Origin of the sequence: Pseudohongiella sp. SYSU M77423 (assembly GCF_029911965.1) — a bacterium.
Classification (GTDB): domain Bacteria; phylum Pseudomonadota; class Gammaproteobacteria; order Pseudomonadales; family Pseudohongiellaceae; genus Pseudohongiella.
This window is the reverse complement of the sequence record NZ_JARYTH010000001.1, coordinates 135943-162287: the sequence shown is the minus strand read 5'-3', so window position 1 is coordinate 162287 and position 26345 is coordinate 135943. Positions and strand designations below refer to the sequence as shown.

Here is a 26345-nt window from a genome sequence, read left to right as displayed (position 1 = left end):
CCATCAGATTGTCAGATCACCAGTTTTGCGGACGCGCTGTCCGAAATGACGCTGATACAGAATGTCCTCGGCCATCTGATCAGCAATGTCGCTGCTTGGACTTCCCTCGGCGTGGCTGCGTTCGAACAGCGTCAGCAGGGTAGTCTCGAGCGCCAGTACACGTTGCTGAATCCCAGGCATGGAGGCATTCATATAACCCAGAGATACCGTGATCAGGCCACCGGCATTGATGACATAGTCAGGCGCGTAAAGGATGTCGGACTGGTGCAGCAGAGCGCCATGCTCAGGTTTTTGCAGCTGATTGTTTGCGGCGCCGGCCACGATTGGGCAGCGCAGCTGCGGGATGCTGATGTCATTGAGGATGCCACCCAGGCCACAGGGTGCCAGCACATCACATTCCTGCGTCAGAATGTCATCGCCCGTTACTACGGTGGCTCCAAACTCTGAGACACAGCGCGCTGTCTTGGCCGGATCGGTGTCGCTGACAGTAAGCCTGGCGCCAGCGTCTGCAAGCAATGCCGCCAACGCGTACCCGACGTTGCCGACGCCCTGAATCGCGACATGTATGTCTTTAAGTGAATTGCGCCTGAGTTTGTGTCGCAAGGCTGCCTTGATACCAGCAAAAACACCCAGTGCAGTCAGCGGTGACGGGTTGAAGCCATCTCGGCTGGTGCCTGACACGTAGGGTGTGACACCTGATACTTCATCCAGGTCGGCCAGCGTTGTGCCGCTGTCAGCAGCGGTGATATAGCGCCCCCCCAGGTCGTGAACGAAGCGCCCGAAGGCCTGGTAGAGACTTTTGCGATCTTCAACGCCGTCGGCGGGTAGCATGATGACAGCTTTGCCACCGCCCTGCGGTACGCCGGCCAGAGCAGCCTTGTAGCTCATACCTCGGGCCAGTCTGATGGCGTCGTCTACAGCCTGATCGTCACTTGTGTAATGAATGCATCGACAGCCGCCGAGGGCCGGGCCCAGACGGGTGTTATGAATGGCAATAATGGCGTTCAGCCGGGAATCGGGGTCATGCCGGAAGTGAATTTCTTCCAGTCGGGCGCGCTCGAGTTTATCGAACATAAGATGTCTCCACCGCTGTCAGACCGTTTGGGTCAATTGCAAGAGATTTGGCGTCGGGGTGTTGAGGCCAGGTCTCTGCGGTTCAAACATGCATCTGGGATATCAGACGCTGTTGATTGAGCTTAACGCAAATTTTTCGGGTGAGCAAAATATTTGATAAGTAATTGTAATTAAAGGCGATGCTCGCGCAGGAACTCGGTAAAGACCTCGGCTGCGCGATCTATGTCGGCATCCGATACATCCAGGTGCGTCACCAGCCGAATATTGTCGCGGCCCAGGCAGTCGGCCTTGATACCGTGTCTATCCAGCCACTGTGCAAGTGCTGTACGTGGCAGCTCACTTGAGTCAACAAACAGTATGTTGGTCTGCGGCGTTGCTACTGAGTATCCGGCTGCCTGCAGGCGCTCCGCCAACAGTCTGGCACGGCGATGATCGTCAGCCAGACGTTCGACATGATGATCCAGCGCATGCAATCCAGCGGCTGCCAGAATGCCCGCCTGACGCATTCCGCCACCGGTGACTTTGCGCCAGCGCCGGGCCTGCTCAATGAAATCGACAGGGCCGAGCAGTACTGAGCCGACCGGTGCCCCAAGTCCTTTCGACAGGCATATCGACACCGTATCAAAGTGCTGGCTAATATCGGTGAGTTTACAGCCCAGCGCCATAACAGCGTTGAAAATCCTGGCCCCGTCCAGGTGTCGCTGCAGACCATATTCCTGAGCGACCTCGCTGGCTTGAGCAAGATAGTCCAGAGGCAGTACCTTGCCGTGCACGGTATTTTCCAGACATAGCAGGCGGGTGCGCGCGAAATGGCAATCGTCGGGTTTGATGGCCTTTTCGACATCATGCAGGTCCAGGCCACCGAATTCGGTCATTGGCAAAGGTTGCGGCTGTATGCCGCCCAGTGCTGCTGCTCCGCCGCCTTCGTAGCGATAGGTGTGTGCCTGCTGTCCGACAATGTACTCATCGCCGCGCCCGCAATGTGTGAGCAAAGCCACCAGATTTGACTGTGTGCCTGACGGCAGAAACAGACCTGCCTCAAGACCGGCGCGCTCTGCCAGCACCTGCTGCAGCCTGATGACGGTTGGGTCTTCGCCCCAGACGTCATCGCCGACATCTGCAGTGAACATGGCCTGCCGCATCGCCTCAGTTGGCTGGGTTACGGTATCACTGCGCAGGTCGATCCAGCGGGAATTTGATTGAGTCGTCATGGCTAACTGAGAATCCTGTTATGATCAGTGGATTCAGTGTAATGCGATGATACTACTGTGGCCAACCCCCTGGCAGTAAATGTGACACAGGCACAACACAATATGGATGCTCCGCTGGTAATGGCTGGTGCTGGACATACGCATCTGGTCGCCATGCGATGCTGGGCCGAAAAGGGTCTCAAAGTGCCTGAGAACAGTGTGCTGATATCGCCAGGAACGCATGCCTGGTATTCGGGCATGATGCCGGGTCTGCTGGCGGGACGGTTCCATGTTGAGCAGTGTGCCGTTGACCTGAGACCGCTCGCTGACGCGGTGGGTCTGCACCTGGTATATGGTGAAGTCAGTGCCATGAACGCTGACAATCAAAAACTGGTGCTGAGTAATAATCAGTCCATTACCTACCAGGTTCTGTCTATCAACACCGGTTCAGAGCCGCCGGTCCCCAAAAACGACGGTAGTGTTCCCATCGAGCCGGCAAAACCTTTTGCCAATTTTTTTCAACGCTGGCAGCTTTGGCGTCAGCAACCACCCGGCGAAATTGTTGTGCTGGGAGGTGGCCCCGCCGCTTTTGAGCTGGTGCTGGCACTGCAATGGAAATTGCCCACCACCGGATTCAGATTGATTTGCGCTGAAGAGCTGTTGCCGGGGCAGCCAGTAGAGCTGCAACGGGCAGCTGCCGCTCTGTTGCGGGAACGCGAGATTGAGTGCCTGCCTGACACGTTTATTTCCAACATCCGCGACGGGCAGTTATGGTCCGGAGGCAAGATCGTTGCGCACCCGGATGTTGTCGTGCTGGCGACGGGAGCCGCGCCACTGCCCTGGTATGCCTGTTCGGGACTGGCGACTGATAAAAGGGGCTTTCTGCGAGTTGATGCCTGTCTGCAAAGTGTGAATCACCCGCAGGTGTTCATCAGCGGCGACGCCTGTTCGCACAAAGGCAGCCAGCGCTCTGGGGTATATGCTGTCCGGCAGGGCCCTACGCTGGCGCATAATGTCATGGCATTTCTGAATGACCGCCGATTGCGAAAATATCAGCCTCAGCCCAGAACACTGGCGCTGCTGGCAACAGCAGATGGTGGTGCGCTGTTGAGCTACGGAAAACACAGCATCAGCAATACTGCGCTGCGGCCCTTACTTGGCTTCTGGAAGGATCGCCTGGACCTGGGGTTTATCCTCCGTCACGAGCGAAAATGAACCTAGCGGGTAGGCAGTGCCATTGATCAGCAACTCCAGTCTGTGTTCGCCTGCGTAGTGCTTGCGAGTGGTCATGGGTTTTAGTGATATGCGCTTGCCAACGGTCACACTCTGTTTTCCATCAAGTTCCATACGGGTCAGTTTAAACACTTTGCCGCGACTGCTGCCATTGGCTTTAAGGTAATGCACCACGAAATCGATCAGCAAGGACTGCGAAGCCGGGACCTTGCTGTTGATGGTGACACTAAACGCAAGGCTATCGCCTTCTGTGACGACGTCCGGCGTAATGTTTATATCACTGAGCGATACCTGAGGCTTACTCCCAAACCCGATCAGCCGCAACGCCCGCGGTTCACCGTTCTTGATGGCAACGCGCAGCGCATGACTGATAATCCATTCGCGATCCGGGCTGGCGTTCTTGAGCCAGCGTTCAGCAGTTTCAAACAAGTGGTCAGGGTTGTCTTTGCCAATGTCATTGAGATTATTTGCCACCGATCTGCGCACGTACAGGGACGGGTCATCTTTGAGAAGCTCAAGCACTGACAGCACTGGTTCTGGGTTTTTCTGAAATGCAGGCAGCCGTGAAGCCCAGGGCAGGCGTGGACGTGTTCCTTCCGAGACCAGCCGCCTGACATGTTCGCTGCTGTCTTCAGTCCAGCCTCGCAATACTTTCAAAGTCCGTTCAGGGAACTGTTGCAGAAATGGCCGGATACTGAATTCGGCGGTAAAGCGCTGTGTCAGTTCATACTGTGCGCGCATCGAAGCGTCGAAATGATTTAATCCATAACGTGCGACAAAAAATGTATGCGGCATGAAGATGAAGGGTGCCAGAGTGTTGCCTTCACGATCTGCTGTCGCGGATGTTTCTGCTACTGGTGGTCGCGCCGGCGGCAGTGAGGCCAGCAGTATGTCAATAGCGGTCTCGTAGTCTTCCGGCAAGGCATGTTTAAGTCCATCAGCCATATGCCAGCCGCGTGGCATTAATTCCAGCCCGTCATACTCAGGCAGTACGTAATCAAGAAAACGCTGTCGATCAAAGATCGGGGACGCATTGCTGATCATGTCCGCGACACGATGCGGAATCTCCTGCCCATAAAGGTTTTTGAGTGGCTCGGCCATCAGGGTCTCACTACCATACGTTCACTTTCCAGGAAGTTCCAGATAAACCCAATGGCGACACCCATGGTGAAATCGTCTTCAAACAGGGGGCTTTGACGGTTGGCGGCGCCGTAGTGGAAGCTGGTCTGTATGCCGCCAAAAACCCTTGCCTTGTCAGACAGATGCCAGGTGCCAGAGAAGTTCAGTCCGGTACCAAAGTAGCCGGACTCAGCCTGGTAGGCGGGTCTGAAAGCGGTGGCGTCAACAGCAGCCACATCGTAGAAATATTGGTGCAGTTCGCGCGTCGCCCAGATAGGCCGCAGAGAAACAGTGGCTTCCAGTTGCGGGCTGAACAATCCGTAGTGGCGATAGCGCAGCATTGGTTCGAACACATAGCCACGATGATCGATACGACCAAAATCGGTGGAAAAGGCGGCACGTGCCTGCAGTGCCAGCTGTAACTCACTGCGACTGGTGTCGCTGTAAGTGTATTTGCCAAGTTTAAAGACCAGTTGCGGGCCCACTTCAAAAATGAAGTCCAGGTCGTCCATGCCTCGACGCAGTTCATTGCCCTCGCTGTCGGCGTCAAACGCCGCAGCGAAAGACATGGACAGTTCGTAGCGGCTGTTCTCTGCGGCTACTGCACGAGCCGACTGGCCATCACCGATGCGCAGCACTTCGCCGCGGTAAACAAGGTAGGGCAGTGCCAGGCCGCGAGTCTGATGTTCTGACGATGACGGGTAGTGGGGCTGCATCAGGGCGCCGGCGCCGACGCCGAGCTCCCATAATGGTTTCTCGAGCTCGGCAACGATTTCCTCGTCAGCATCCTGGGCACTGGCCAACGAGCAAAGTGTCAGGCTTGTATAAAATGCCAGAGCGCCGAGCGACCAGGGCGACCGTATAATTGCGGAATATTTCATGAAGTCAGGGCTGTCCGTGTAGTTCATTTAGAGTGCGGAGCAGGCGCTGGCCAGCTTCGGCAATCCGTTGCAAAGCCATGGTGCGCATACCGTCACGATAGCTGTCACTGGTTTCAATGCTGTCCAGCTGATTGCCAGTGCGTTCGCTGCGCTGTATGGCACTGATGACGGCATCAGGATAAACGGCGGCATGCAGCAGTTCGCGACTCTCCAGCAGCCAGGTGCCCGGCGTGAAGGCAAACTCATGCTCTCTCAGGCTGCGCTGAATGTCACGCAGTTCACTCAGATTGCGCTGCAGGCTGACACCACGTAAGGCGCCGTCCCACATTGCGTGCAGATTTGTAGTGTCGACGGCGATGCCATTGCCGCCGCGGTCGCCGTCCGGAAAGACTCCCGGGGAATAGAGCGCGCCTGCGTGTAATGGTTGATGGATGTCGCCGCCCAGATGCAGCAACCAGCAAAGCGCGATGGCGCGCTCTTCCGGGTCGCTGTTGGTCACCAGTACGCGCCTCGCGTAAACCAGTCCCGTCAGCACATTATCTGCCTGGTATTCCCGAGTGATCTGTTGGTCTTGTGGTCCCTGGATATCAGGCAATGGCTCCATATCAATGTAGATATTGCCCTGCATCTCCACATCATCCCTGACCCAGGCGCCATCTATCCAGTGACGGTCAGGGAAATGGAAACGCTCATCCAGGCCTCGGAAGCCGCGCGCTATATCGGGCCAGACAGCAGCCTGTCCGAACTGCCAGCGCGCCTGGGCGATTGCACCCTGAGCTGCTATTTCTGCCGGCATGGCGGTCACAAAGTCCTGCTGATACCTGGGATGGCCCTGTAGCGTGCTAACCCAGAATCTGCGTTGTGCCTCGTTCATTTGATCGTAGGCGAGGTAGGCCGACAGGCGATGCCCCAGAGCGTCCCAGGCCAGCACGGGAGATGCTGACAGTATCGATAAAGCTGCGATCAGCAACATGCGCAAGATCAGAGGGCGGGTTATGGTCATAGGGTTGGGCCTGTTTCGAATTCAAGACCCTAGTATAGCAGGCAAAAAAAAGCCCACGTGGTACGGGGATACACACGTGGGCGAGATCACCCATCAATGGAAAAGGGGAGAGTCAGTTCCATTTACCGCATCAGCAGGGGAGTGCCGATGCTTGATCTGTTAAATGCATGTGGCGTGCCAGTTTTTTATACGGTGCGCTATAGTGTTGATATATCTGAAAATAAAAGTTTATATGGCTATGGCGGTCAGGCATGATGCTTTTAACTGCACGATGACGAGCGCATTAGCCGTGCATGCCCTGAGTCGTTTTGGTTCTGAATTCGTGTATTTGCACCAAAAACGGGCGATTCTCTGCTGAGTTTTAATGTCGCCCCGCGATCCGCTACTATCACAGGACACAACGCTATTTCGGTTTCTAAATAAAGGTTCTGGATGATCAGAGTTAACGAGCAGGAGGTCGAGCTGACCGCGGTGCGGGCTCAAGGGGCGGGCGGGCAAAACGTCAACAAGGTGTCGTCGGCCATTCATTTACGCTTTGACATCCCTGCGTCAAGTCTGCCGGCACATATCAAGTCGGCGCTGCTTGACTTGAAGGACCGGCGAATCAGCCGCGAGGGCGTATTGATCATCAAAGCCCAGCGTTTTCGCACGCAGGAAAAAAACCGCGAGGATGCGTTGGTGCGCCTGCAGTCCCTGATAGACAAGGCAGCCCAGCCGGCAGCGCCCAGGGTTCCTACCCGAATACCCAAAGGCCAGAAGCGCAAACGTCTGGATACTAAACGACGTGTGGCTGCAGTAAAATCCCTTCGCAACAAACCACCCGTTGACTGACAGCACCCTACCGGTGCAGGAGAGCCCATGCTGACACCCTTTCATCTGGCAATACAGGTGCGAGACCTTGACGAGGCACGTGAATTTTATGGCAATCGTCTCGGTCTGCCGCAGGGCCGCAGCTCTGACCAATGGATTGATTACAACCTGTTTGGTCATCAGCTTGTTGTGCACCTGAATCCCCGAATTGGCCGCGATGGTCAGGTAAACCAGATGAACAATCATGTGGACGGGCATGGTGTGCCAGTGCCGCATTTCGGCGTGGTCCTGACCCTGCCTGACTGGGAGGCGCTGGCAGCCAAACTGCGCGCGCTGGACACGCAGTTCATTATTGAACCCTATGTCCGATTCAAAGGGCAGCCAGGTGAGCAGGCTACGCTGTTTTTCATGGATCCATCCGGCAATGCGCTTGAATTCAAGGCATTTGCAGATATCGAAACACAGCTGTTTGCCGTGTAAATGTGCAGGAATTCAGGAATATTTGTGACATCGTTATTGGTGGTATTGATTATGCCCTGAGCATCGGCCTTAATGTGCGGTCGAATATTGACGGAGCAGGGCATTGATCAGACCGGGTGTAACGGCAAAACTGTTTTTGGGACTGTTTGCCACCAGTGTAGTGGTGGCGCTGGCCATGGCTATTGCCATGCAGGCAAGTTTTGCGCGTGGCTTTATCGGCTATCTGAGTCAGCAGGAGCAGCAACGCGTAGAACGATTGATCCCCGTTCTGGCCCAGGCCTATGAAGAAAACGGCGGCTGGGACTTTCTGCGCGGAAGACAGCGCGGCGCCTGGTACAGTTTGATGCGTGCAATGGATCTGGGCCCCAGCGGTGTGGATGAGTCCGATGGCCCGGCTGACGAAACGCTGCTGGGTCTCAATATTCGTATCAGCCTGCTCGACGCTGAGCTTGATTACCTGGCAGGCGCCCGCCTGGATACGGTTGACATAGAAAACCTTCGCGCAGTCACTGTTAATGGAGAATTAGTGGGGCATGTGGCGCTGTTGCCGTTTACACAGGTCAGCTCTGCCGCTGCCAAGGCCTTTGAGGCGCAGCAGCGTCAGGCTACCTGGGTGATCAGTGGGCTTTCGCTGCTGCTGGCTGCCGTAGTTGCCACCGTGCTGGCGCGGCTGTTGATGCAGCCAGTAAGGCTGATCGCCAGTGGCACGCGACGTCTGGCAGTGGGAGATTACGAACACCGCATCCAATTGAATTCCCGCGATGAGCTCGGACGGCTGGCTGACGATTTCAACCTGCTGGCTCTGTCACTGAAAAAGAATGAAAAGCTGCGCAAGAACTTTATGGCGGATGTTTCTCACGAGCTACGCACTCCCCTGTCGATTCTGAAAGGCGAGCTGGAAGCGCTTGAGGACGGTGTTCGCAAGTTGGACGGTCAGAGCATTCGATCGCTGCAGACAGAAGTGCTGGCGCTGAGTCAGCTGGTGGACGATCTCTACGACCTCTCCCTGGCTGACCTGGGCGCACTGAGTTATCGCAAGGAGCCACAGGACCTACGCGACGTGCTTTCTGATGCCCTGCTGCAGTATCGGCCCCGTCTTGCAGCGCAGAAGATTGATGTCCAATACGACATGGCAGAAGAGCCGCTGATGATTCTGGCTGATGGTGGCCGTTTGAGACAGCTGTTCAATAACCTGTTGGAGAATGTGCTCAAATACACGGATGCGGGCGGGGTACTCAGGCTAGAGGCAACTCAACAGGACGACGAGCTTGTTATTGTCATCCAGGACTCCCCCCCAGGTGTACCGGCGCCACTTTTAAATTCACTGTTTGACCGTCTGTTCCGCGTGGAGACGTCGCGCAACCGTGCCCGCGGCGGGGCAGGGCTGGGGCTGGCGATCTGCAAAAAAATCGTCGAGGGACATGACGGGACAATACAGGCAAGTCACTCCGAGCTGGGTGGTTTGTGTCTGACCATTCGCTTCCCGGTCAATCGAAGCTGAACCACAACTGTCTATCACTGAGCCAGGTTATGACTGAGCAAACTAACGCATCTGATAATGCCTCTTCTATGGCGTCGACCGCAGAGTCTCCATTGATACTGATCGTTGAAGACGAGCCCAGGCTCAGCAGTCTGATGAAGGACTATCTGGAAGCCTCGGGCTACATGACCCGCATCGTCGATCATGGCAATGAGGTGTTGACGGTCGTACGACAACAGCCACCTGCGCTGATCGTACTCGATTTGATGCTGCCCGGACGTGATGGCCTGGATGTCTGTCGGGAGTTGCGAACTTTCAGCGATGTTCCGGTCATCATGGTGACGGCACGCGTTGAGGAAATCGACAGGCTGCTGGGGCTGGAACTGGGTGCAGATGACTATTTGTGCAAACCCTTCAGTCCGCGTGAACTGGTGTCACGCGTCAAGGCCATCCTGCGTCGAGTAGGTCGCCAGGAACCGGCGAACAGTAGCCAGGAAGGCCTGATTATCGATGAGGAGGCCTATACGGTGTCGCTGAACGGCAAGTCGCTGGCAGTGACGCCCGTTGAGATGAGGCTGATCAAAACCATGGTCGCTGCGCCCGGTCGGGTGTTTTCCCGCGACCAGTTACTTGATCATGCCTATGTGGATCATCGCGTAGTGACCGACCGTGCCGTTGACAGTCATATCCGCAATCTGCGCCGGAAGCTGGAGCAGGCCTACCCCGACAAAGATCTGATTCATTCGGTATATGGCGTCGGCTACAAATACGAACCCTGAAATAAAATCAGGCCCACGGAAAGCATTCCCGTGGGCCTGATTTTGTAACTTTGCCTTGTATCAGGCTTAGTCTCAGAATACTTCGAACAGACCTGCCGCGCCCATGCCGCCACCAATACACATGGTGCAGACAACATACTTGGCGCCGCGGCGCTTGCCTTCGATCAGTGCGTGACCAACCATACGGGCACCGCTCATGCCGTAAGGGTGACCAATTGAAATCGCACCACCGTTAACGTTGAGCAGTTCGTTGGGGATGCCCAGTTTGTCACGGCAGTACAGCACCTGCACGGCAAACGCTTCGTTCAGCTCCCAAAGGCCGATATCGTCCATTTTCAGGTTGAAACGCTGCAGCAGTTTCGGAATCGCGAACACCGGACCGATGCCCATCTCATCCGGATCACAGCCAGCCACGGCCATGCCACGATAGGCGCCCAGAGGCGTCAGGCCGCGTTTCTCGGCTTCTCTGGCTTCCATTACAACGCTGGCAGACGAGCCATCTGACAACTGGCTGGCATTACCTGCGGTGATGAAGCCGCCTTCGATAACAGGTTTGAGCCCGGCAAGGCCCTCTATATTTGTTTCCGGCCGGTTGCCTTCGTCTTTCTCCAGCTTTACGTTTTTGTAGCTGATTTCACCGGTTTCCTTGTTCATTACACCCATGACTGATTCCATGGGAACAATTTCATCATCAAACTTGCCGGCTGCCTGGGCAGCTGCTGTGCGCTGCTGGCTCTGCAGGCTGTACTCATCCTGTGCCTCACGGCTGATGCCATAGCGCTTGGCCACGACTTCGGCAGTTTGCAGCATTGGCATGTAGGCGTGCTGGGAAATCGCCAGTACGTTCTCATCAACGGTGCGGAATTTGTTGCGATGGTCGTTCTGCACCAGGCTGATGGACTCCATGCCTGCGCCAACAACGATGTCCATGTTGTCGCTGATAACCTGCTTGGCGGCGGTACAGATGGCCATCATGCCTGAGGCACACTGGCGGTCCATACTCATACCTGCAACGGTGTTGGGAAGGCCGGCGGCAACCGAGGCCAGTCGGCCGATGTTATAGCCAGTCGTGCCCTGCTGAACAGCACAACCCATTACCACGTCATCGACTTCATCCGGCGCAATGCCGGCGCGCTGCACGGCGTGCTTGATGGCATGGCCACCCAGGGTGGGGCCTTCAGTGTTGTTGAATGCTCCCCGATAGGCCTTGCCAATTGGGGTTCTGGCGGTTGCTACGATTACGGCTTCTCTCATGACTGGTCCTTCTCTCGTCCATTTTTTTGGATGGGTACTCATACTGAGCGTTTGTTCGGGAAAACAAGTGTAACGGAAACCTTGAGTGAATTCATTATTCCGTGAATGACAAATACCCGGTCCGCAGGAGGTGGACTTCAACAGGTCGTGCTGCCTGTCGTTCAGCGGTTCTTGGGGAGCGCCGAACGGCGTTGTCCAGTGATTGTGCGGTGACTGGGGCTGTGATAGCGTCTAAAGCATTGATCTTATGTATTGCCGGTGCCGAGGCTGCCGTCCGGATTGCGTTTGTCCTTATTGTTTAATGAGTGTCAGGTGTTCACCGGAGGTGCACATGAGTTCCTTTCGTCGTCGTGTCTGTTTCACGTCTCTTTTCTAAGCTTCTTTGCTGGTTGGTGGATTGTCTTTAGCTGCCACACCTGCACTGTATGCCCAATCGGCCACTCTCGAGACTGCCGGGCAGGTTGGCCATCGGGTAGGCGATTTTGCCCTGCTCGATCACGATGGTTATTTCCATCACATGAGCTGGTATGACAACCGGACTGCCATTGTTTTCCTCGTTCAAACCAATGAAGCGGCACAACTGGACGCGCTGCAGTCTGAATATGCGGCCCTGGCTGCGCAGCGGGAGAACTTCCAGTTTTTCATGATCAACCCGCTGGGACAAAACCGACAGTCTGTTTCACAGGCTGTTGCTGGTTCTGATATCCCGGTGTTGATCGACGATGCCCAGATCGTATCGGAATCCATGGGGCTGAATATCGTCGGTGAGGCCCTGGTCTACGACCCGCGCAGCTTCCGTATCGTGTTCCGCGGACCGGTCAGTGCGCTGGGTGAGGCGCTGGATGATCTGGCTGCGCAGCGTCCGGTCAGCCGCGCTCAGGTAGCCATGTCAGGAGAGGCCATTGAATACGCAGCGCGCGCCCAAAACATGGCGGAGCCCGTATCATATACACGTGATGTGGTGCCGATTCTCGCCGAGAATTGCGCTGCCTGCCACCGCGAGAGTGGCATCGCACCGTTTGCGCTGAACAATCACAGCATGGCACAGGGCTGGTCACCGATGATCAGGGAAGTGCTGATGACCAAGCGCATGCCACCAGGCCAGATCGATCCGCACGTTGGTGACTTCGTCAACAGCTACACGCTCAGTCCGGAAGACCAGCAGACGCTGGTGCACTGGATAGAGCAGGGTTCCACTTTTGATGGCCCCAGCGACCCACTCGCTGAGTTGACCTGGCCAGAGACCGAATGGGCCTTCGGTGAACCTGACCTGATTGTGAACGTGCCGCCTCAGACCATACCCGCCACAGGTGTGCTGGATTACATCAACGTTGTTGTCCCATTTGACGGACTGACGGAAGATCGCTGGGTACGCGCAAGCCAGTACATTGCCGGCGACCGCACCGTGCTGCACCACACACTGAACAGTATTCTGCCACCTGAGGCCGGTGATCGAGCACGTTTCCTGGGAGGCGGCAGCCCGGATGATCCCAGCATTACCGCTTACATCCCTGGCGCCGCACCCTATCACGAACCAGAAAATACCGGAGGTCTGCTACGCGCTGGCTCCCGTCTGGCACTGCAACTGCACTACACAACCAATGGCCGCGAGACTGTTGACGAGAGCCGGATAGGTATCTGGTTCTATCCGGAAGGGTATGTGCCGGAGAAGCGCATGTCGGGCCAGTGCGCCTGTATCTTCCCCAATGACTGGACGTCGATTCCGCCCTTCGATCCTGACTTCGAGCAGACCAAATCGGTAACGGTGCCACGTGATGCCTATCTGCATGCATTCCTGCCGCACATGCATTTCCGCGGCAAGCGCATGCGCTTTGAGGCGCATTATCCGGATGGCACCAGCGAAGAGCTGATCAATATCGCCAACTACAACTACAACTGGCAGTTGCGATATCAATTGCGTGAACCAAAGCTGGTGCCGGCGGGCACGGTTATCACGGCGATCGGTGCATTCGATAACTCGGAGCAGAACAAGGCAAACCCGGATCCGTCACGTCTGGTGCCGTGGGGGCAGCAGAGCTGGGATGAGATGTTCTTCGGCTCGGTCAGCTGGCAGTTCGTCGAGCCCGCTTGAGCCTCTGGGGCAGACTGATCCCCGGCTCAAGCGCGTCCGGCGCCGGAACCTGGGTGGCAGTCCTCGTCAGGTTTTCCTCGCTCCTTGCCACCCAGTCCCCGGCACCTCGATTGAGCTTTGGTGTGGCGGGTAACAGATTACGCCCGGATCGGGAATCGGTCCGAGAGGTGGGTATTAATTCTCGCCCGGATCGGGAATCGGTTCGGGTAGTGGGTGACAGGTCATGCCCGGATCGCATCCTTCCCCCGCGCACCTGGCGGGGCGGAACTCGACTTCGCGGCTTTGCCGCTCAGGACTCAGACAGTCCTCCCGCTGATCGGGTGCGCGGGGAAAGGATAAAGCGCGCCCTGATTGGGCAGGACTCTGTCACCCACAACCCGCCCCTAGTGCCATCGTCTACAGCGGTTTCCCGGTTGGCAGGGCGCATCAAGCAACAGTGCGCAAATCAGCATCATGGGCGTGATTTGCTGTATCGCTGTGGTAGCCTCCTCAGTTGCGATGACGTCTGAAGTGCAGGGGAACAGTTAACGTCGAAAGGCGGCGCCACGCCTACCCTGGACACCTGGGATAAGCTGACGTAACACGGTTGTTCAAGAATGTTCTCTACCATGCGCGATTGTGACTGCTCGGCAGAAGTAGGCACAAGGGTAGGGCGGCGGGTAGCAGAATTACGCCCAATCAGGGCGCGTTTATCCTTTTGCGTGGCGCCCGATCAGCGGGTAGGACTGTTCGAGTCCCGAGCCCGCGCAGCGCGCGAGGTCGAGACCCGCACCGCCGGGCGCCAGGTGAAAGGATGCGATCCGGGCGTAATCTGTTACCCGTCGTCCGGACCACTCCCGATCTCTGCAGACGTTTAAACGCTCTTCCAGGGGAAAGGTTTCAGGGGACGTAGATCTCGCGGTGGTACCAGGGGGTGGAGGTCACGCCCTGTAGCACTTCGGTGCCATCGAATATGGCGGAGAACAGCGGGCCTCTCGCGGTGAATTCAAAGTGCTGCAAGCGACTGCCCGGTTCGCCCGGCACGCCTAGCGCGTCGGATGCCTGCTCTATCCTGTAGGTGCGCGTGTAGCCGGTGTTTTTCGCAGATCGAATGACCAGCGTTGGCTCGCGAAGCACTGGCACCGCTGGCTGATACTGCAGATGCAGCCGAATGCTGTCGCCGCTCTCTGCCGTCATTTGCCAGGTTTCTTCGACCTGGCCGACCTGCTCACCATTTCCCGACACCAATCGTTGAGCGCTCGCCTCCTGGGCCGCTTGATAGACCTCGTAGGCGCCGGCACCTTCTGGCGAAATGCCGTTGATGATCAGAATGCTGGTTTGACCGTCAGAGTGGTTGCGTCCCTGCACCGACATCACCATGTAACGGCTGGTGCCCGAGCCGATTGCGTCACCGTCTGCATCCAGCACGATGTGGCGATCCATGAAGGTAACCGTCAGGTTGACCCGGTCTGGGTTTTCTGCGACAACCGGCACCACCCAGCCGTCTGCCAGTAAGGGTTTAACTGCCTCTGCATTGACCTGAAAGCTCAGTGAGGTACGTGTCTCTGCGCTCCACTCCTGGAAAGTATCAGCCGTATCGGGCTGCGCTGCGTTGCTGCTGAGTGACAGCAACGCCAGCGCGACGAACAGAGTCATGTAGCCGATTCGTGCTTTCTGGGTAGAGTATTTACAGAGCATACTCAGTGCCTGCACCTGGTCCCAGTGGCAGCCCCAGCCAGATCCAGATCACGGCCAATATCAGACCGGTGATCATCATCCAGATACTGTAGGGGATCATGGTCGCTGCCAACGAACCGAGGCCAAACTCCTTGTTCCAGCGTTGACAGAAAGCCAGAATCAGTGGGAAGTAGGGCATCAGCGGTGTGATGATATTGGTGGCGCCATCACCCACGCGGTAAGCAGCTGTGGCCATCTCTGGGCTGATGCCCAGCAGCATTAGCATGGGTACCAGAACCGGTGCCAGCAAAGCCCATTTGGAGCTTGCGGAGCCAATGAACAGGTTGATCATGCCGGTCAACAGGACAATGAAGCTGACCAGCAACGGCATTGGCATGTTTACTGACTGGATGAGACCAGCGCCATTGATGGCAAAAATCAAACCCAGATTCGACCAGTTGAACATGGCAACAAAGTGCGCTGCTGCGAATGCCAGTACCAGATAGTAGGACAGGTCAGCCATGGCCTCGGACATCATGGTGACAACATCACGATGGCTTTTGACCGTGCCGGTGGCACTGCCGTAGGCCCAGCCGCAGGCGAGGAAAAGTATGAAAAAGCCGGCAACCAGTGACTGATAAAATGGCTGCAGGCGCGCGGGGCCGCCGTCTTCGTTGATCAATGGGGTGCCCGGGGCGAAGCACAGCAGCAGCCAGACTCCGATCACGGCGAGTGCAGCCAGGCCGGCGCGACGCATGCCACGGCTCTCGGCTTCTGTAGCAGGCTCCTCGGCATTCTTGATGGTGCCGGCGGTGCTGCTGACCGCGTTGCCCTTGAGTGTTCCCAGCCGGGGCTCGATGATTTTGTCGGTGATATACCAGATGACAGGCAGATAAATCAGCGTCATCGCAGCGATGAAATACCAGTTGCCGGCGATGTTCATTACCCAGCTCTGATCCAGCGTCTGCACAGCAGCCTCGGTAATACCAAACAGCAGTGCGTCCAGCTGCCCGGGCATCAGGTTTGCTGAGAAACCACCCGACACGCCAGCAAAACCGGCGGCAATGCCTGCGATCGGGTGTCTGCCCGCAGCGGCAAACACTACGCCCGCCAAAGGAATCAAGACCACGTAAGCAGCGTCGGCTGCGAGGTTGCCGATCATTGCCAGCAGAGCCACGACAGGCGTCAACAGAGCCGCTGGAGCCATCTTGACCGCACTGCTCATGACCGTGCCAAACAGTCCGCTGCGCTCAGCGACACCTGCCCCCAACATCACAACCAGGACGTATCCGAGCGGGTGAAAGTGCGTAAACGTTGTTGGCATTTCAACCAGCAACCGCTGGATGTTCTCGGGTGACAGCAGACTGGCAGCACTGATGATCAATGGGCTGCCGTCGGCCTGCACCTGCGTCGGGTGCACTGCAGAGACGCCCATCATGGCAGCAATCACGCTGATTACCATGATCGCCAGTATCAGCCACAGGAAGATGAATGCAGGGTCGGGCAGTCGGTTGCCGGTGTGTTCTATCCAACCCAGGATGCCGGGTTGCCGTGTCTGCTCGGGAGGTGTCTGATCGGACGGAGTTTGGGCCATGCTGAATTCCTGTGCCAGTAGGTCAGAGCCTGTGAGTTTATTGTTCTAGCAGTGTGTGCTTGTCATACGCCTGTATTGAGCTTGTTTCGCTGTCGCACGTATCTGGCAAGAATAGTGCAGCTTGGCACGTAAAAAAAGAGGACGACGGGAATTGGCTGCCCGTCGCCCTCTCGTTCTCCACCGGTTGCTTCCTGCTGGTAGAAAATTGCTGGCTCTGAACCGCATGTGGTTCGTTACTAGCAGTATAAACCACATATGGTTCATTTGCGTTACAGACTGGCGAATTACGTGCGCAGTCGCCGGGGCGAGGCGACCCAGCGGGCATTTGCCCGCAAACTGGGTGTGGCGCAGTCAACCATCATGCGCATCGAGAATGAAGACCAGAACGTCACACTTCAGACACTGGAACAGCTGTGTCGTGCGTTTCGGGTAGATGTTGCGGATCTGTTCCCAACTGACATGCCTGTCAGGCATTACAGTGCTGCCAAAAATGAGCCTGCCAGCCAGCCTGGGCAGCCAGCGATGATACACGAGCAACCGGCACGAACTCTGCGTTCAGATAAAGCTCAGAGTCGCCAAGGCGTTGGTGAGATTAAGAAGAAGAAATAATACGGAAATGCGACTGATGGCCTTGCCCGGGTCCGAGCCCTGATAGGCGCGGCGGATGCCAAACAGCAGCACAAACGACCACGCGACTACCCCTCCCAGCAACATCAAATAGACCTGCCAGTTACGATCTGCGACAGCAAAACTGCCGGTGACAAAAAAAATCACTGCCATAATCCAGTACAATGTCCAGTACTTTAAGGCCAGAGATACATGGCCACTTCGCAGGCGCTGCCAAAAAGAAGTTTGCGGTGCGTTGTGCTCGGTCATAGGATAGCCCGTCGGTCAGATGACGCATTCTAGCATGGTCGGCGAAGTACGCAGCCCCACATGGGTGAATGATCAGGAAAACAGGTTAAATCATGGTACAAGCACTCAGAAGTCACTTTTACGCCTACATCAGCAAATTGCGCTGGTTACAACGCTGGGGCATGAAGCGCAATGTCATCGCCGAGAACGTCATGGAGCACAGCTGGGAGGTTGCGACCATTGCGCATGTGCTGGCACTGGCCAAGAACCGGTTCTTTGGTGGCACGGTCGACGTCAACGCGGTGGTCGTTGCTGCGCTGTACCACGATTGCAGTGAAGTCATCACTGGTGACATGCCGTCGCCGATCAAATATCACTCGCCAGAAATCACCCGGGCCTATAAGGCTATCGAGCATCAGGCCGACCATGAGCTGCTGAACCTGTTGCCTGTCGATCTGCAGGCAGACTTCCGCAAGGTGCTGGTTGAGGCAGAAATACCGCCTGACTATCACGCCATCATCAAGTCAGCTGACACGATCTGTGCCTATCTCAAATGCAAAGCCGAGGTGCAGGCGGGTAACCCGGAGTTTCGACAAGCAGAAAAGGATGTCCGGGCGCGCCTTGACCGGATTGACGCGCCAGAAGTGAAGTATTTTCTGGATACCTTTGCTCCCAGCTACGGTTTGACCCTGGATGAATTGTTGAAATGAGTCATCGACTGGCGAGCACGACATGATGTCTTATCTTGGGTTCATCCGGCGCAACTGGCCGCTGCTGGCTTTCGGATTTACAGCTGTATTCTGGGGTAACTTTGGCCAGTCGTTTTTTGTCGCCTGGTTTGGCGCGGAAATACAGCGCGACCTGGGACTTAGTGCGGGCGCGTATGGCAGTGCTTACTCACTGGCAACGCTGGGTGCGGCTATTGTTGTAGTGTGGGCTGGCGGTCTGATTGATCGTATGCCACTGCGCCGCTTCTGTCTGTTTATCAGCCTGGGGCTGTGCATTGCGATGCTGGGTCTGTCGCTGTCACAGAACCTGTTGATGCTGCTGCTCAGCTTTTTTCTGCTGCGCCTGTTTGGCCAGTCTTTGCTGCCGCATACCGGCATGACAACCATGTCGCGCTATTTCAGCGATGGGCGCGGCAAGGCCATCAGCCTGGCCATGTCGGCGGTTCCGCTTGGTGAAATCGTGCTTCCCATTATGGCGGTGGCACTGATTGCCGCGCTTGGCTGGCAGGGCACTTTTCAGCTGCTCGCACTCGGTGTTGCATTCGTTCTGATTCCGACAATGCTGCTACTGCTTAAGATTACCGGCCTGAGTGCAGGAGATACGCGACGCGTCTCAGGAGCAGCGGCACCGGTCAGCAGTGAGCTTGGCTCTCCTGAAGATGCAGGACGCCGTGAGCTACTGACCGACTATCGCTATTGGCTGGCGTTGCCTGGCATCATGGTCAATCCCTTCATAATCACAGGTGTTTTTATTCACCAGAACTTTCTGGTCGACAGCAAGGGATGGAGTGTCAGCTGGCTGGCCAGCTGCTTTATCGTCTATGGCGTTGTACACTGGCTGAGCTCGATGGTGATGGGTGTGCTGGTGGATCGGCTGAAAAGTGCGTGGTTGCTGCCGACCATTGTCGCGCCTACGCTTTGCAGCATACTGGTCGCGGCCTATATGCCGGGTGACATTGCAGCGCTGGTGATGCTGTCACTGCTGGGTATTTCAGCTGGCAGTGGATCGCCGATCACCGGGTGGCTGTGGCCAAAGGTATACGGCACAGCGCGACTTGGCGCGATCCGGTCCATGAATATGGCGCTGATGGTGTTCAGCACGTCGGTATCACCTATCCTTTACGGATATTTTATCGACAATGGTGCAACGGCGGAGTCACTGTTCGGGACCAGCGCCCTGGTGATCACTGTTGCACTGATACTGTTACTATTCTCGTATCCCATGAATACGTCACCGCGCCAGAGAATCAATCGGAACAAGACTTCAGACAAGGAAATTGACCTGTGATGAGTAATGATCCCGCCCGGTTGTTCGAAGAATTGGTAGGCCTTAACTACCAGCTCTACAGCAGCCTGTTTCTGAAATTACCACTCGACGCCATTGAACAGACGGGAACATTGTTGCCGTTGCTGTCAGAAGCCTGTGCAGACGGGCTGTCAGAAGGCCGGACCCCGGTTGAAATTATCGAGAAGTTCTTTGAACAGCATCGCGATCATTTCTCCGAGCGGGAACAGGTACAGTTTCTGTTCAAGATCATTCAGTACGTCGAGCGCCAGGTCGTATTGATTGATGCTCTGGAGGATGCGTCCTATACAAAGATTCACCAGATCGACAACAAAAACGCACTGACTCGTCTCGCTGAGCGGGCGGAAGATGAGGGTCGCGCGGACAGGCTTGCGGCGCTGCTGCGCAATTTTGGTGTGCGCGTGGTGCTGACGGCACACCCGACACAGTTCTATCCGGGACAGGTGCTGGCTATCATCTCCGACCTCAATCAGGCCATTTCGCAGGCACGCACCGGAGAGGTGCGAGATCTGCTGCAACAACTGGGTAATACACCTTTCTTCCAGAAAGAAAAACCCTCGCCGTACGACGAGGCTGTGCTGCTGACCTGGTATCTGGGCAATATTTTCTATTCAAGCATCGGTGAGCTCGTCGATCCGCTGGCACAGCGCTTTCCCGATGCCATCAATACCAACGCCGAGCTGATCAGTATTGGTTTCTGGCCGGGTGGCGACCGCGACGGCAACCCTTTTGTTACTACGGATACAACGTTGCGTGTGGCCGCGCGGCTGCGTCAGGCCATCATGCAGTGCTATCACCAGGACCTGCGGGCAATGAAGCGTCGCCTGAGTTTCCGTGATGTATACGAGCCGCTGGATAAACTGGAGAAACATATTCGTGAGGAGCTGGCGGGCAGTCTCGAACACGAAAACATTCTGTTGCGCGATATCTACAGAACACTGGATGAGGTTGAAGCCCGTGTCGTTGAAAAACACCAGGGCATGTACGTTGAGATGATCCAGTCTTTCCGTCGCAAGCTGACGCTGTTCGGCTTCCATTTTGCCAGCCTTGATATCCGCCAGGACAGCCGCGTTATTGCCCGCACGCTGACAGAGATTGCAGAGAAACAACCAGGGCTGTTGCCGGAAGATTTCGATGATCTGAGTGAAGACGCACAAGTGGCCGCGTTGTTTAAGTGTCATGGTGATGTCGATCCCAGCCAGTTTGACGACCCGGTGATACGGGACACCATTGAGTCATTTGAGGTGATTCGTCATATCCAGCTCAGCAACGGTGAGCGCGGTGCTCATCGATATATCATCAGTAATTGCCGGGGGCCCGTCGATGTGGCGCGCGTACTGGCGCTGTTCCGCTTGTGTGGATGGGGCGATCAACCCATCACGGTAGATATCGTGCCCCTGTTTGAAACGGTCAATGATCTTCAGCATGGTGGCGCCTCCATGCAAAGCCTCTATCGGACTGAAGCCTATAAGGCACACCTGGGACAGCGGCGTCAGCGTCAGACGGTAATGCTTGGCTTCTCCGACGGTACCAAGGACGGTGGTTACCTGATGGCCAACTGGGCAATCTATTCGGCAAAAGAAGACATCACCGCGGTGTCGCGGGAGCAGGGCGTGGAAGTCATATTCTTCGACGGGCGCGGTGGTCCGCCCGCCAGAGGTGGTGGTGACGCCTATCTTTTCTACGCCGCGCATGGCCGGACCATAGAAAGCAATCAGATTCAGATGACTGTGCAGGGGCAGACCATCAGCTCCTACTATGGCATCAAGGCTGCAGCCAAACACAATCTGAGTCAGCTGCTGACTGCGGGTCTGGAGAATAACCTGATAGAGCGTCCGGACCGTGAACTGGATGATCTGCAACGCAATCTGATTCGCGATCTGGCCGAGCGCAGTTATGCCAAGTACGAAGCATTCAAGCAGCATGAGCTGTTCATGCCTTATCTCGAAGAGATGAGCACGCTGAAGTACTACGCCATGGCCAATATCGGCAGTCGACCCTCCAAACGGGGTGGTGGCGGTGCCATGAAATTCGAGGACCTGCGTGCCATTCCATTTGTTGGCTCGTGGAGCCAGCTCAAGCAGAACGTGCCTGGCTTCTATGGTCTTGGTTCGGCACTGAAGGCCCAGGAGGAATTGGGGCGTCTGGATGCCTGCCTGGACCTCTATCAGAAATCACGTTTTTTCCGCGCGCTGATATCCAACAGCATGCAAAGCATGAGCAAGACCAACTTCGCACTGACCCGTTATATGGAGAGCGACAAATGTTTTGGTGCGTTCTGGCAGGATATTTACCAGGAGTTTCTGCTGAGCCGCGAGATGGTGCTGAAAGTGGCAGGCCAGCAGGAGTTGCTGCAGGACAATGCGCGCAGCCGTTTAAGTATCAAGTTGCGAGAAGAAGTGGTCCTGCCGTTGCTGACCATTCAGCAGTACGCTCTTATAAGGATTCGCGAAGCGCGTGAGCAGGACGACCAGCAGCGCCTGGCAATGTACGAAAAAATGGTTGTCAGAACCCTGTTCGGTAATATCAATGCGGCTCGTAATTCGGCCTGATTGATAGATAAATTGTGCTGGCTGGCCGTATTGAATCAGGCGCTCGCTTAAAACAGAATGAGCGCGCCCGGTTGGTGTATCCATGCCAACAGAGCGCGCGGATCTGACTGAAAGGGGGGCTTATGGCTTACGTGGTATTGATTGCTGGTTTGGTGTTGCTGGTGCTGGGTGCGGAGGCGTTGGTGCGAGGTGCATCCCGATTGGCGGCAGGACTGGGTATCACTCCTCTGGTTATCGGGCTAACCGTGGTGGCTTTTGGTACCAGCGCTCCGGAAATGGCGGTCAGCATCGGCGCTGCGCTGAGCGGTCAGGCGGATATCGCGCTGGGCAATGTGGTTGGCAGCAATACTTTCAATATTCTCGCCATCCTCGGCCTTTCTGCTCTGGTGGCACCGCTTGTCGTGGCATCTAATCTGGTAAAACTGGATGTACCCTTGATGATACTGGCTGCGATTGTGCTGCTGCTGATGGCACTAGATGGTCGGGTGTCCGGGTTTGATGGCTTGATACTGTTCTCTGGTGTTGTTGTCTATACAGCCGGATTGATCTGGCTGAGCAAAAAAGCGCCGACTGATGTGGCCATGACAGAAATCACCGGTGGTGACGTCGTTACAGCCGGTAAGTCGGCGAACACGCTTGCCAATCTGGCGTGGATTGCGGGTGGTCTGATACTGCTGGTACTCGGTTCACGCTGGCTGGTCGACAGTGCCGTCCAGATTGCCCAGACATTCGGTGTCAGCGAGCTGGTTATCGGGCTGACGATTGTGGCAGCTGGCACCTCAATGCCGGAGCTCGCCACTTCGGTGGTCGCCAGTATTCGTGGTGAACGGGATATTGCGGTTGGTAACGTCGTCGGTAGTAACCTCTTTAATATCCTTGCCGTACTGGGCCTTTCCAGCATGATTTCGCCTGACGGCGTTGATGTCGCCTCGTCGGCCTTGCGGCTGGACATACCCGTCATGATTGCGGCATCGCTGGTCTGTCTGCCAATTTTCTTCTTTGCCAAGCGCATCTCGCGCGGCGTTGGTGCTATGTTCCTGTTGTCCTATGTGGCCTACACCGTGTACCTGATCACCAGCATGGCACCAACACTGTGAGTCAGGCAGATAAAGAAAAGTGGGACGCCAGATACCGAGACGGGGCTTACGCAACGCGCAGCTATCCATCCCCATTTCTGGTGCAGGCTCTGAATCTGATCGGCACGCTCCCTGTCAACGGCAGGGCGCTGGATCTGGCCTGCGGGGCCGGCCGCAACGCCGTGTATCTGGCATCCTGCGGCTATCAGGTGGATGCCGTGGATATCTCGGAAACAGCGCTGGCACTGGGTGCGGACATGGCGAGACAGGCGGGACTGTCCAGCATCCAGTGGCATGCGCATGATCTAGATGGGCCTCTGCCGGGCACGTTGAATGGATTCCACCTGATAAGTGTCCTGCGCTACCTGAATCTGTCGATCATTCCCTCTCTTGTTGAACGGTTGATACCTGGTGCATTCCTTATTGTGGAGGTCCACCTGCAGTCCGACGAAGCAGTATCGGGGCCAGGTGGCACGCGATTCCGGGCTGCGCCAGGTGAGCTGCGGGAAAGCGCCAGCAATCTGGAAGTGATCGAGTATTTTGAAGGGCTGGTAGATGAGCCTGATGGCAGTCGTGCCGCTGTTGCACGCCTGATCGGTCAAAGCAAAGCCGACTAAGGTTCGGATTGCCACAAAACTGTTTTAAAACTGACATCGAACTGTCGCTCGATTGTTACAGTCAGACCCTAAAGTGCCAGTTCCTACGACACTATCCAGGGTTTGACAACAATGAGAAATAACACATTAACACGCGCAATCTGCGCCGCGATCGGATCCATGATTGCCACGCCGCTGGCCTTTGCACAGCAAGCCCCGGCGGTTGAAGAAATGGTCGTGACAACACAGCTGCGTACATTTGCCAGCAGCAGCGTCACTGAAGAAATGCAGAATCAGGTATCAGCTGCTTCCAGCGTGCTGGGTGCCATAGATTATATCCCCGGCGTGCTGGTAAATGAGGGCGACGCCTTTGGCGGTGATGACTGGTCCACAACAGTCAGTATCCGCGGATTCCAGGTGAGTCTTGATGAGCAGCAGCTGGGTATGACCATCGACGGCATACCCAACGGTAACTCAAATTATGGTGGTGGCTCCAAAGCCAACCGATTCCTCGATACCGAAAACCTGTTCGCCGTCGACGTGGTTCAGGGCACTTCTGATATAGCCTCCTGGTCGCATGAAGCACTGGGTGGCAGTATGAATTTTCGCAGTGTGGATCCCACAGACCAGGCCGGGCTGACCGTTTCCACAACATTCGGTGACAACAATGCACGCAAGGTTTTTGCACGCTACAACACCGGTGAAATTGCTGACAATACATACGCCTGGATCAGCGTATCTACCTCTGATATCGATGCCTGGATAGATGCCTCGGGCGAATCCAATCGTGATCATATCGCAGCCAAAGTCAAAGGCTACTACGAGGCCTTTGAATTGACTGGTTACGTTTCTTTTGATGATGCGCATGAGGATAACTACCAGCGTGTCACACCACAGGAGTTTGCCGAGGATCCGACCTGGGATCGATTGACCGGGGACTGGACTGGCATTCCACACATCGACCAACTGTACCGTCGCGGCTGGTCCACACTGCGTGAAAACCTGCTCGCCTACGCAAAAGTTGATTTCACTGTTTCAGAGATCGATTTCAGTACTTCCGTTTATCATCATGACAACAGTGGTCGTGGAGACTGGCTGCCACCTTACATTGTTGATGTGAGAAATGACGGTGCGGGCAATCCGCATTCGGAGCTGACCACGGGTGCACCGGTGCTGGGTGGCAGCCCGCTGGGTACCATCACCTTTGTCGACGCGAACGGCCGGGCGCTTCAGCCCAGAGCCAACTGTCAGAGCTCACTGGTATTCCCTTACGGCGGTGCCGGGCCTGCGTATGATCCGGCCTGTTTCCCGGCAGGCGCCATTCCGGTTGGGTCCTATCGCCACACCGTTTATGACAAACAGCGAACCGGATTTATCGCTGACTTCTCCTGGCAGCAGGATCTGAGTGGTTTCAGCAACGAGCTGCGCGGCGGCTTCTGGTATGAAGACAATACGCGCAACGAGTCACGCGACTGGCTGAAGATTCTGGATTCGCGAACTGGCTACAATTTCAATCACGTGCCGTACTGGACGCAGTACGACCGAAGCTTCCCGCAGGAAACCATGACATGGTATCTCGAAGATACTGTCATCATGGGTGATCTGACGGCCCGCCTGGGCGTTAAGCAGTATCTGGTGGACATCGAACGCGAAGATGAGCATCAGGGTGGTCTGAGAACGGCAACCGTGAACTCAGACTCGGATGTTCTGTTTAGTGGCGGACTGGTGTACGCCTTGCCCGTTGATGGCCTGGAGGTGTTTGGCGGTTACGCAGAAAGCTTCTCGTCCATCAAAGATGGTGTTCTGGAGGCCAATCAGACAGCGCTGGATTCGGTGGAGCCGGAAACGGCAGACAGTATGGACATCGGTCTGCGCTACAGCACCGGTATGCTGAATGCCAGTCTGACCTACTACGATATCGAGTTCGCTAACCGTATCACCTATATTCCGGAAGGATCGACCGATGGCATCGACTATCTGGGAGAGAGTGATGGCGCCTACGTGAACGTGGGTGGTATCGATTCATCAGGTATTGAAGCGGCTGTCCAGGCAATGGTTACCGACAGTCTGAGTCTTTACTTCTCCTATACGATGAACGATTCAACCTATATCGGTACACCTGACCCTGCGGCAAACACATTGCTGGGTGTGTTTCCGGGCAATACCGTGTTTGGATCGGCAGAAGACATGTTTGTGCTGTCTGCAGACTGGCGCCGCGACAGATACTTTGCAGGTGTGACATACAAAGATGTCGGGGAGCGCTGGTTGAATGCCGCAAATACCACGCGAATCGATGGTTATGGAGTGACTGATATGTATTTTGGTGTGGATCTGACAGAGGACCTTCTGGGTCTTAAATCCGCCAATCTGCGTGTCAATGTCAGCAACCTCACCGACGAGTCCTATATTGGTGGCGTGGCTGGCGGCTGGGGCGGCTGGATTGCTCCGCCACGAACAGCTACAGCGACTCTTACCGTCGATTTCTGATTGTTGCAGATAAAAAAAGCCTGACCCCTTTCAGGGTCAGGCATAACTCTGCCAAAAAGGTGTGGCAGCACTTACTACCTCCTTGCTGGACATCGGGCCG

General features: G+C 55.9%; 21 protein-coding genes. 13 read left to right on the top strand and 8 right to left on the bottom strand.

What is annotated here, in order from left to right; all coding sequences use genetic code 11:
• Positions 1–3: 3 nt before the first annotated feature.
• Both QGM61_RS00670 and ltaE read right to left on the bottom strand, forming a co-directional pair.
• Positions 4–1074, bottom strand: a complete 1071-nt coding sequence (locus QGM61_RS00670; protein ID WP_281131508.1) for a Glu/Leu/Phe/Val dehydrogenase family protein — start codon at positions 1072–1074, stop codon at positions 4–6.
• Positions 1075–1244: 170 nt separating this feature from the next.
• Positions 1245–2285 (bottom strand): low-specificity L-threonine aldolase, encoded by a 1041-nt coding sequence (ltaE, locus tag QGM61_RS00665; RefSeq protein ID WP_237133311.1) that lies wholly within the window; start codon positions 2283–2285, stop codon positions 1245–1247.
• Positions 2286–2342: 57 nt separating this feature from the next.
• Between ltaE and QGM61_RS00660 the strand changes: the two genes are divergently transcribed.
• Positions 2343–3479 (top strand): FAD-dependent oxidoreductase, encoded by a 1137-nt coding sequence (locus QGM61_RS00660; protein ID WP_281131507.1) that lies wholly within the window; start codon positions 2343–2345, stop codon positions 3477–3479.
• Here QGM61_RS00660 and QGM61_RS00655 read toward each other — a convergent pair.
• The 3 genes from QGM61_RS00655 to QGM61_RS00645 are packed head-to-tail and all read right to left on the bottom strand — an operon-like array spanning position 3417 to position 6500.
• Positions 3417–4598, bottom strand: a complete 1182-nt coding sequence (locus tag QGM61_RS00655; RefSeq protein WP_281131506.1) for a DNA alkylation repair protein — start codon at positions 4596–4598, stop codon at positions 3417–3419. The two genes, QGM61_RS00660 and QGM61_RS00655, sit on opposite strands and share 63 nt — an antisense overlap.
• Entirely contained in the window at positions 4598–5497 is a 900-nt protein-coding gene (locus QGM61_RS00650; protein ID WP_281131505.1) for a MipA/OmpV family protein, read from the bottom strand. The genes QGM61_RS00655 and QGM61_RS00650 overlap by 1 nt, the downstream gene beginning before the upstream one ends.
• Before the next feature lie 4 nt (positions 5498–5501).
• A complete protein-coding gene (locus tag QGM61_RS00645; RefSeq protein ID WP_237133315.1) occupies positions 5502–6500 on the bottom strand; it encodes a S1/P1 nuclease in 999 nt (332 codons plus the stop codon).
• 432 nt (positions 6501–6932) lie between these two features.
• On the opposite strand from QGM61_RS00645, the gene arfB reads away from it, so the two are divergent.
• From arfB to QGM61_RS00625, 4 genes are all read left to right on the top strand, one after another.
• Positions 6933–7331 (top strand): alternative ribosome rescue aminoacyl-tRNA hydrolase ArfB, encoded by a 399-nt coding sequence (arfB, locus tag QGM61_RS00640; RefSeq protein ID WP_237133316.1) that lies wholly within the window; start codon positions 6933–6935, stop codon positions 7329–7331.
• A gap of 27 nt (positions 7332–7358) precedes the next feature.
• Positions 7359–7790 carry a VOC family protein gene (locus tag QGM61_RS00635; protein ID WP_237133317.1) on the top strand — a complete coding sequence of 144 codons (432 nt, stop codon included), beginning with the start codon at positions 7359–7361 and terminating at the stop codon, positions 7788–7790.
• Positions 7791–7893: 103 nt separating this feature from the next.
• The gene (locus QGM61_RS00630) at positions 7894–9291 is read left to right on the top strand and encodes an ATP-binding protein (RefSeq protein ID WP_237133318.1); all 1398 of its coding nucleotides are present in this window, start codon (positions 7894–7896) and stop codon (positions 9289–9291) included.
• A gap of 68 nt (positions 9292–9359) precedes the next feature.
• Positions 9360–10049 carry a response regulator gene (locus QGM61_RS00625; RefSeq protein ID WP_281132051.1) on the top strand — a complete coding sequence of 230 codons (690 nt, stop codon included), beginning with the start codon at positions 9360–9362 and terminating at the stop codon, positions 10047–10049.
• A gap of 72 nt (positions 10050–10121) precedes the next feature.
• Here the strand turns inward: QGM61_RS00625 and QGM61_RS00620 are convergent, their stop codons facing one another.
• Entirely contained in the window at positions 10122–11303 is a 1182-nt protein-coding gene (locus tag QGM61_RS00620) for an acetyl-CoA C-acyltransferase (protein WP_237133319.1), read from the bottom strand.
• Between the two features lie 397 nt (positions 11304–11700).
• Here QGM61_RS00620 and QGM61_RS00615 point away from each other — a divergent pair, with 397 nt between their 5' ends.
• A complete protein-coding gene (locus QGM61_RS00615) occupies positions 11701–13395 on the top strand; it encodes a hypothetical protein (protein WP_281131504.1) in 1695 nt (564 codons plus the stop codon).
• 879 nt (positions 13396–14274) lie between these two features.
• Here QGM61_RS00615 and QGM61_RS00610 read toward each other — a convergent pair.
• Both QGM61_RS00610 and QGM61_RS00605 read right to left on the bottom strand, forming a co-directional pair.
• Positions 14275–15072 (bottom strand): hypothetical protein, encoded by a 798-nt coding sequence (locus tag QGM61_RS00610; RefSeq protein ID WP_281131503.1) that lies wholly within the window; start codon positions 15070–15072, stop codon positions 14275–14277.
• Positions 15062–16645 carry an AbgT family transporter gene (locus tag QGM61_RS00605; protein WP_281131502.1) on the bottom strand — a complete coding sequence of 528 codons (1584 nt, stop codon included), beginning with the start codon at positions 16643–16645 and terminating at the stop codon, positions 15062–15064. The genes QGM61_RS00610 and QGM61_RS00605 overlap by 11 nt, the downstream gene beginning before the upstream one ends.
• A gap of 255 nt (positions 16646–16900) precedes the next feature.
• On the opposite strand from QGM61_RS00605, the gene QGM61_RS00600 reads away from it, so the two are divergent.
• The 7 genes from QGM61_RS00600 to QGM61_RS00570 all read left to right on the top strand — a co-directional run bounded on the left by QGM61_RS00600 (position 16901) and on the right by QGM61_RS00570 (position 26245).
• Positions 16901–17254 carry a helix-turn-helix domain-containing protein gene (locus QGM61_RS00600; RefSeq protein WP_281131501.1) on the top strand — a complete coding sequence of 118 codons (354 nt, stop codon included), beginning with the start codon at positions 16901–16903 and terminating at the stop codon, positions 17252–17254.
• A 359-nt stretch (positions 17255–17613) separates the two neighbouring features.
• Positions 17614–18210, top strand: coding sequence for a 5'-deoxynucleotidase (yfbR, locus tag QGM61_RS00595; RefSeq protein WP_281131500.1), 597 nt, complete (start codon positions 17614–17616; stop codon positions 18208–18210).
• 22 nt (positions 18211–18232) lie between these two features.
• On the top strand, positions 18233–19516 hold the full coding sequence (locus QGM61_RS00590; RefSeq protein WP_281131499.1) for an MFS transporter: 1284 nt from the start codon (positions 18233–18235) through the stop codon (positions 19514–19516).
• Entirely contained in the window at positions 19516–22086 is a 2571-nt protein-coding gene (locus QGM61_RS00585; protein ID WP_281131498.1) for a phosphoenolpyruvate carboxylase, read from the top strand. The genes QGM61_RS00590 and QGM61_RS00585 overlap by 1 nt, the downstream gene beginning before the upstream one ends.
• 122 nt (positions 22087–22208) lie before the next feature.
• Positions 22209–23183 (top strand): calcium/sodium antiporter, encoded by a 975-nt coding sequence (locus tag QGM61_RS00580; RefSeq protein WP_281131497.1) that lies wholly within the window; start codon positions 22209–22211, stop codon positions 23181–23183.
• Positions 23180–23779 (top strand): class I SAM-dependent methyltransferase, encoded by a 600-nt coding sequence (locus QGM61_RS00575; RefSeq protein WP_281131496.1) that lies wholly within the window; start codon positions 23180–23182, stop codon positions 23777–23779. Before QGM61_RS00580 ends, QGM61_RS00575 begins: the two co-directional genes overlap by 4 nt.
• A 111-nt stretch (positions 23780–23890) precedes the next feature.
• Positions 23891–26245 (top strand): TonB-dependent receptor, encoded by a 2355-nt coding sequence (locus QGM61_RS00570; RefSeq protein WP_281131495.1) that lies wholly within the window; start codon positions 23891–23893, stop codon positions 26243–26245.
• The last annotated feature ends 100 nt before the right edge of the window (positions 26246–26345 follow it).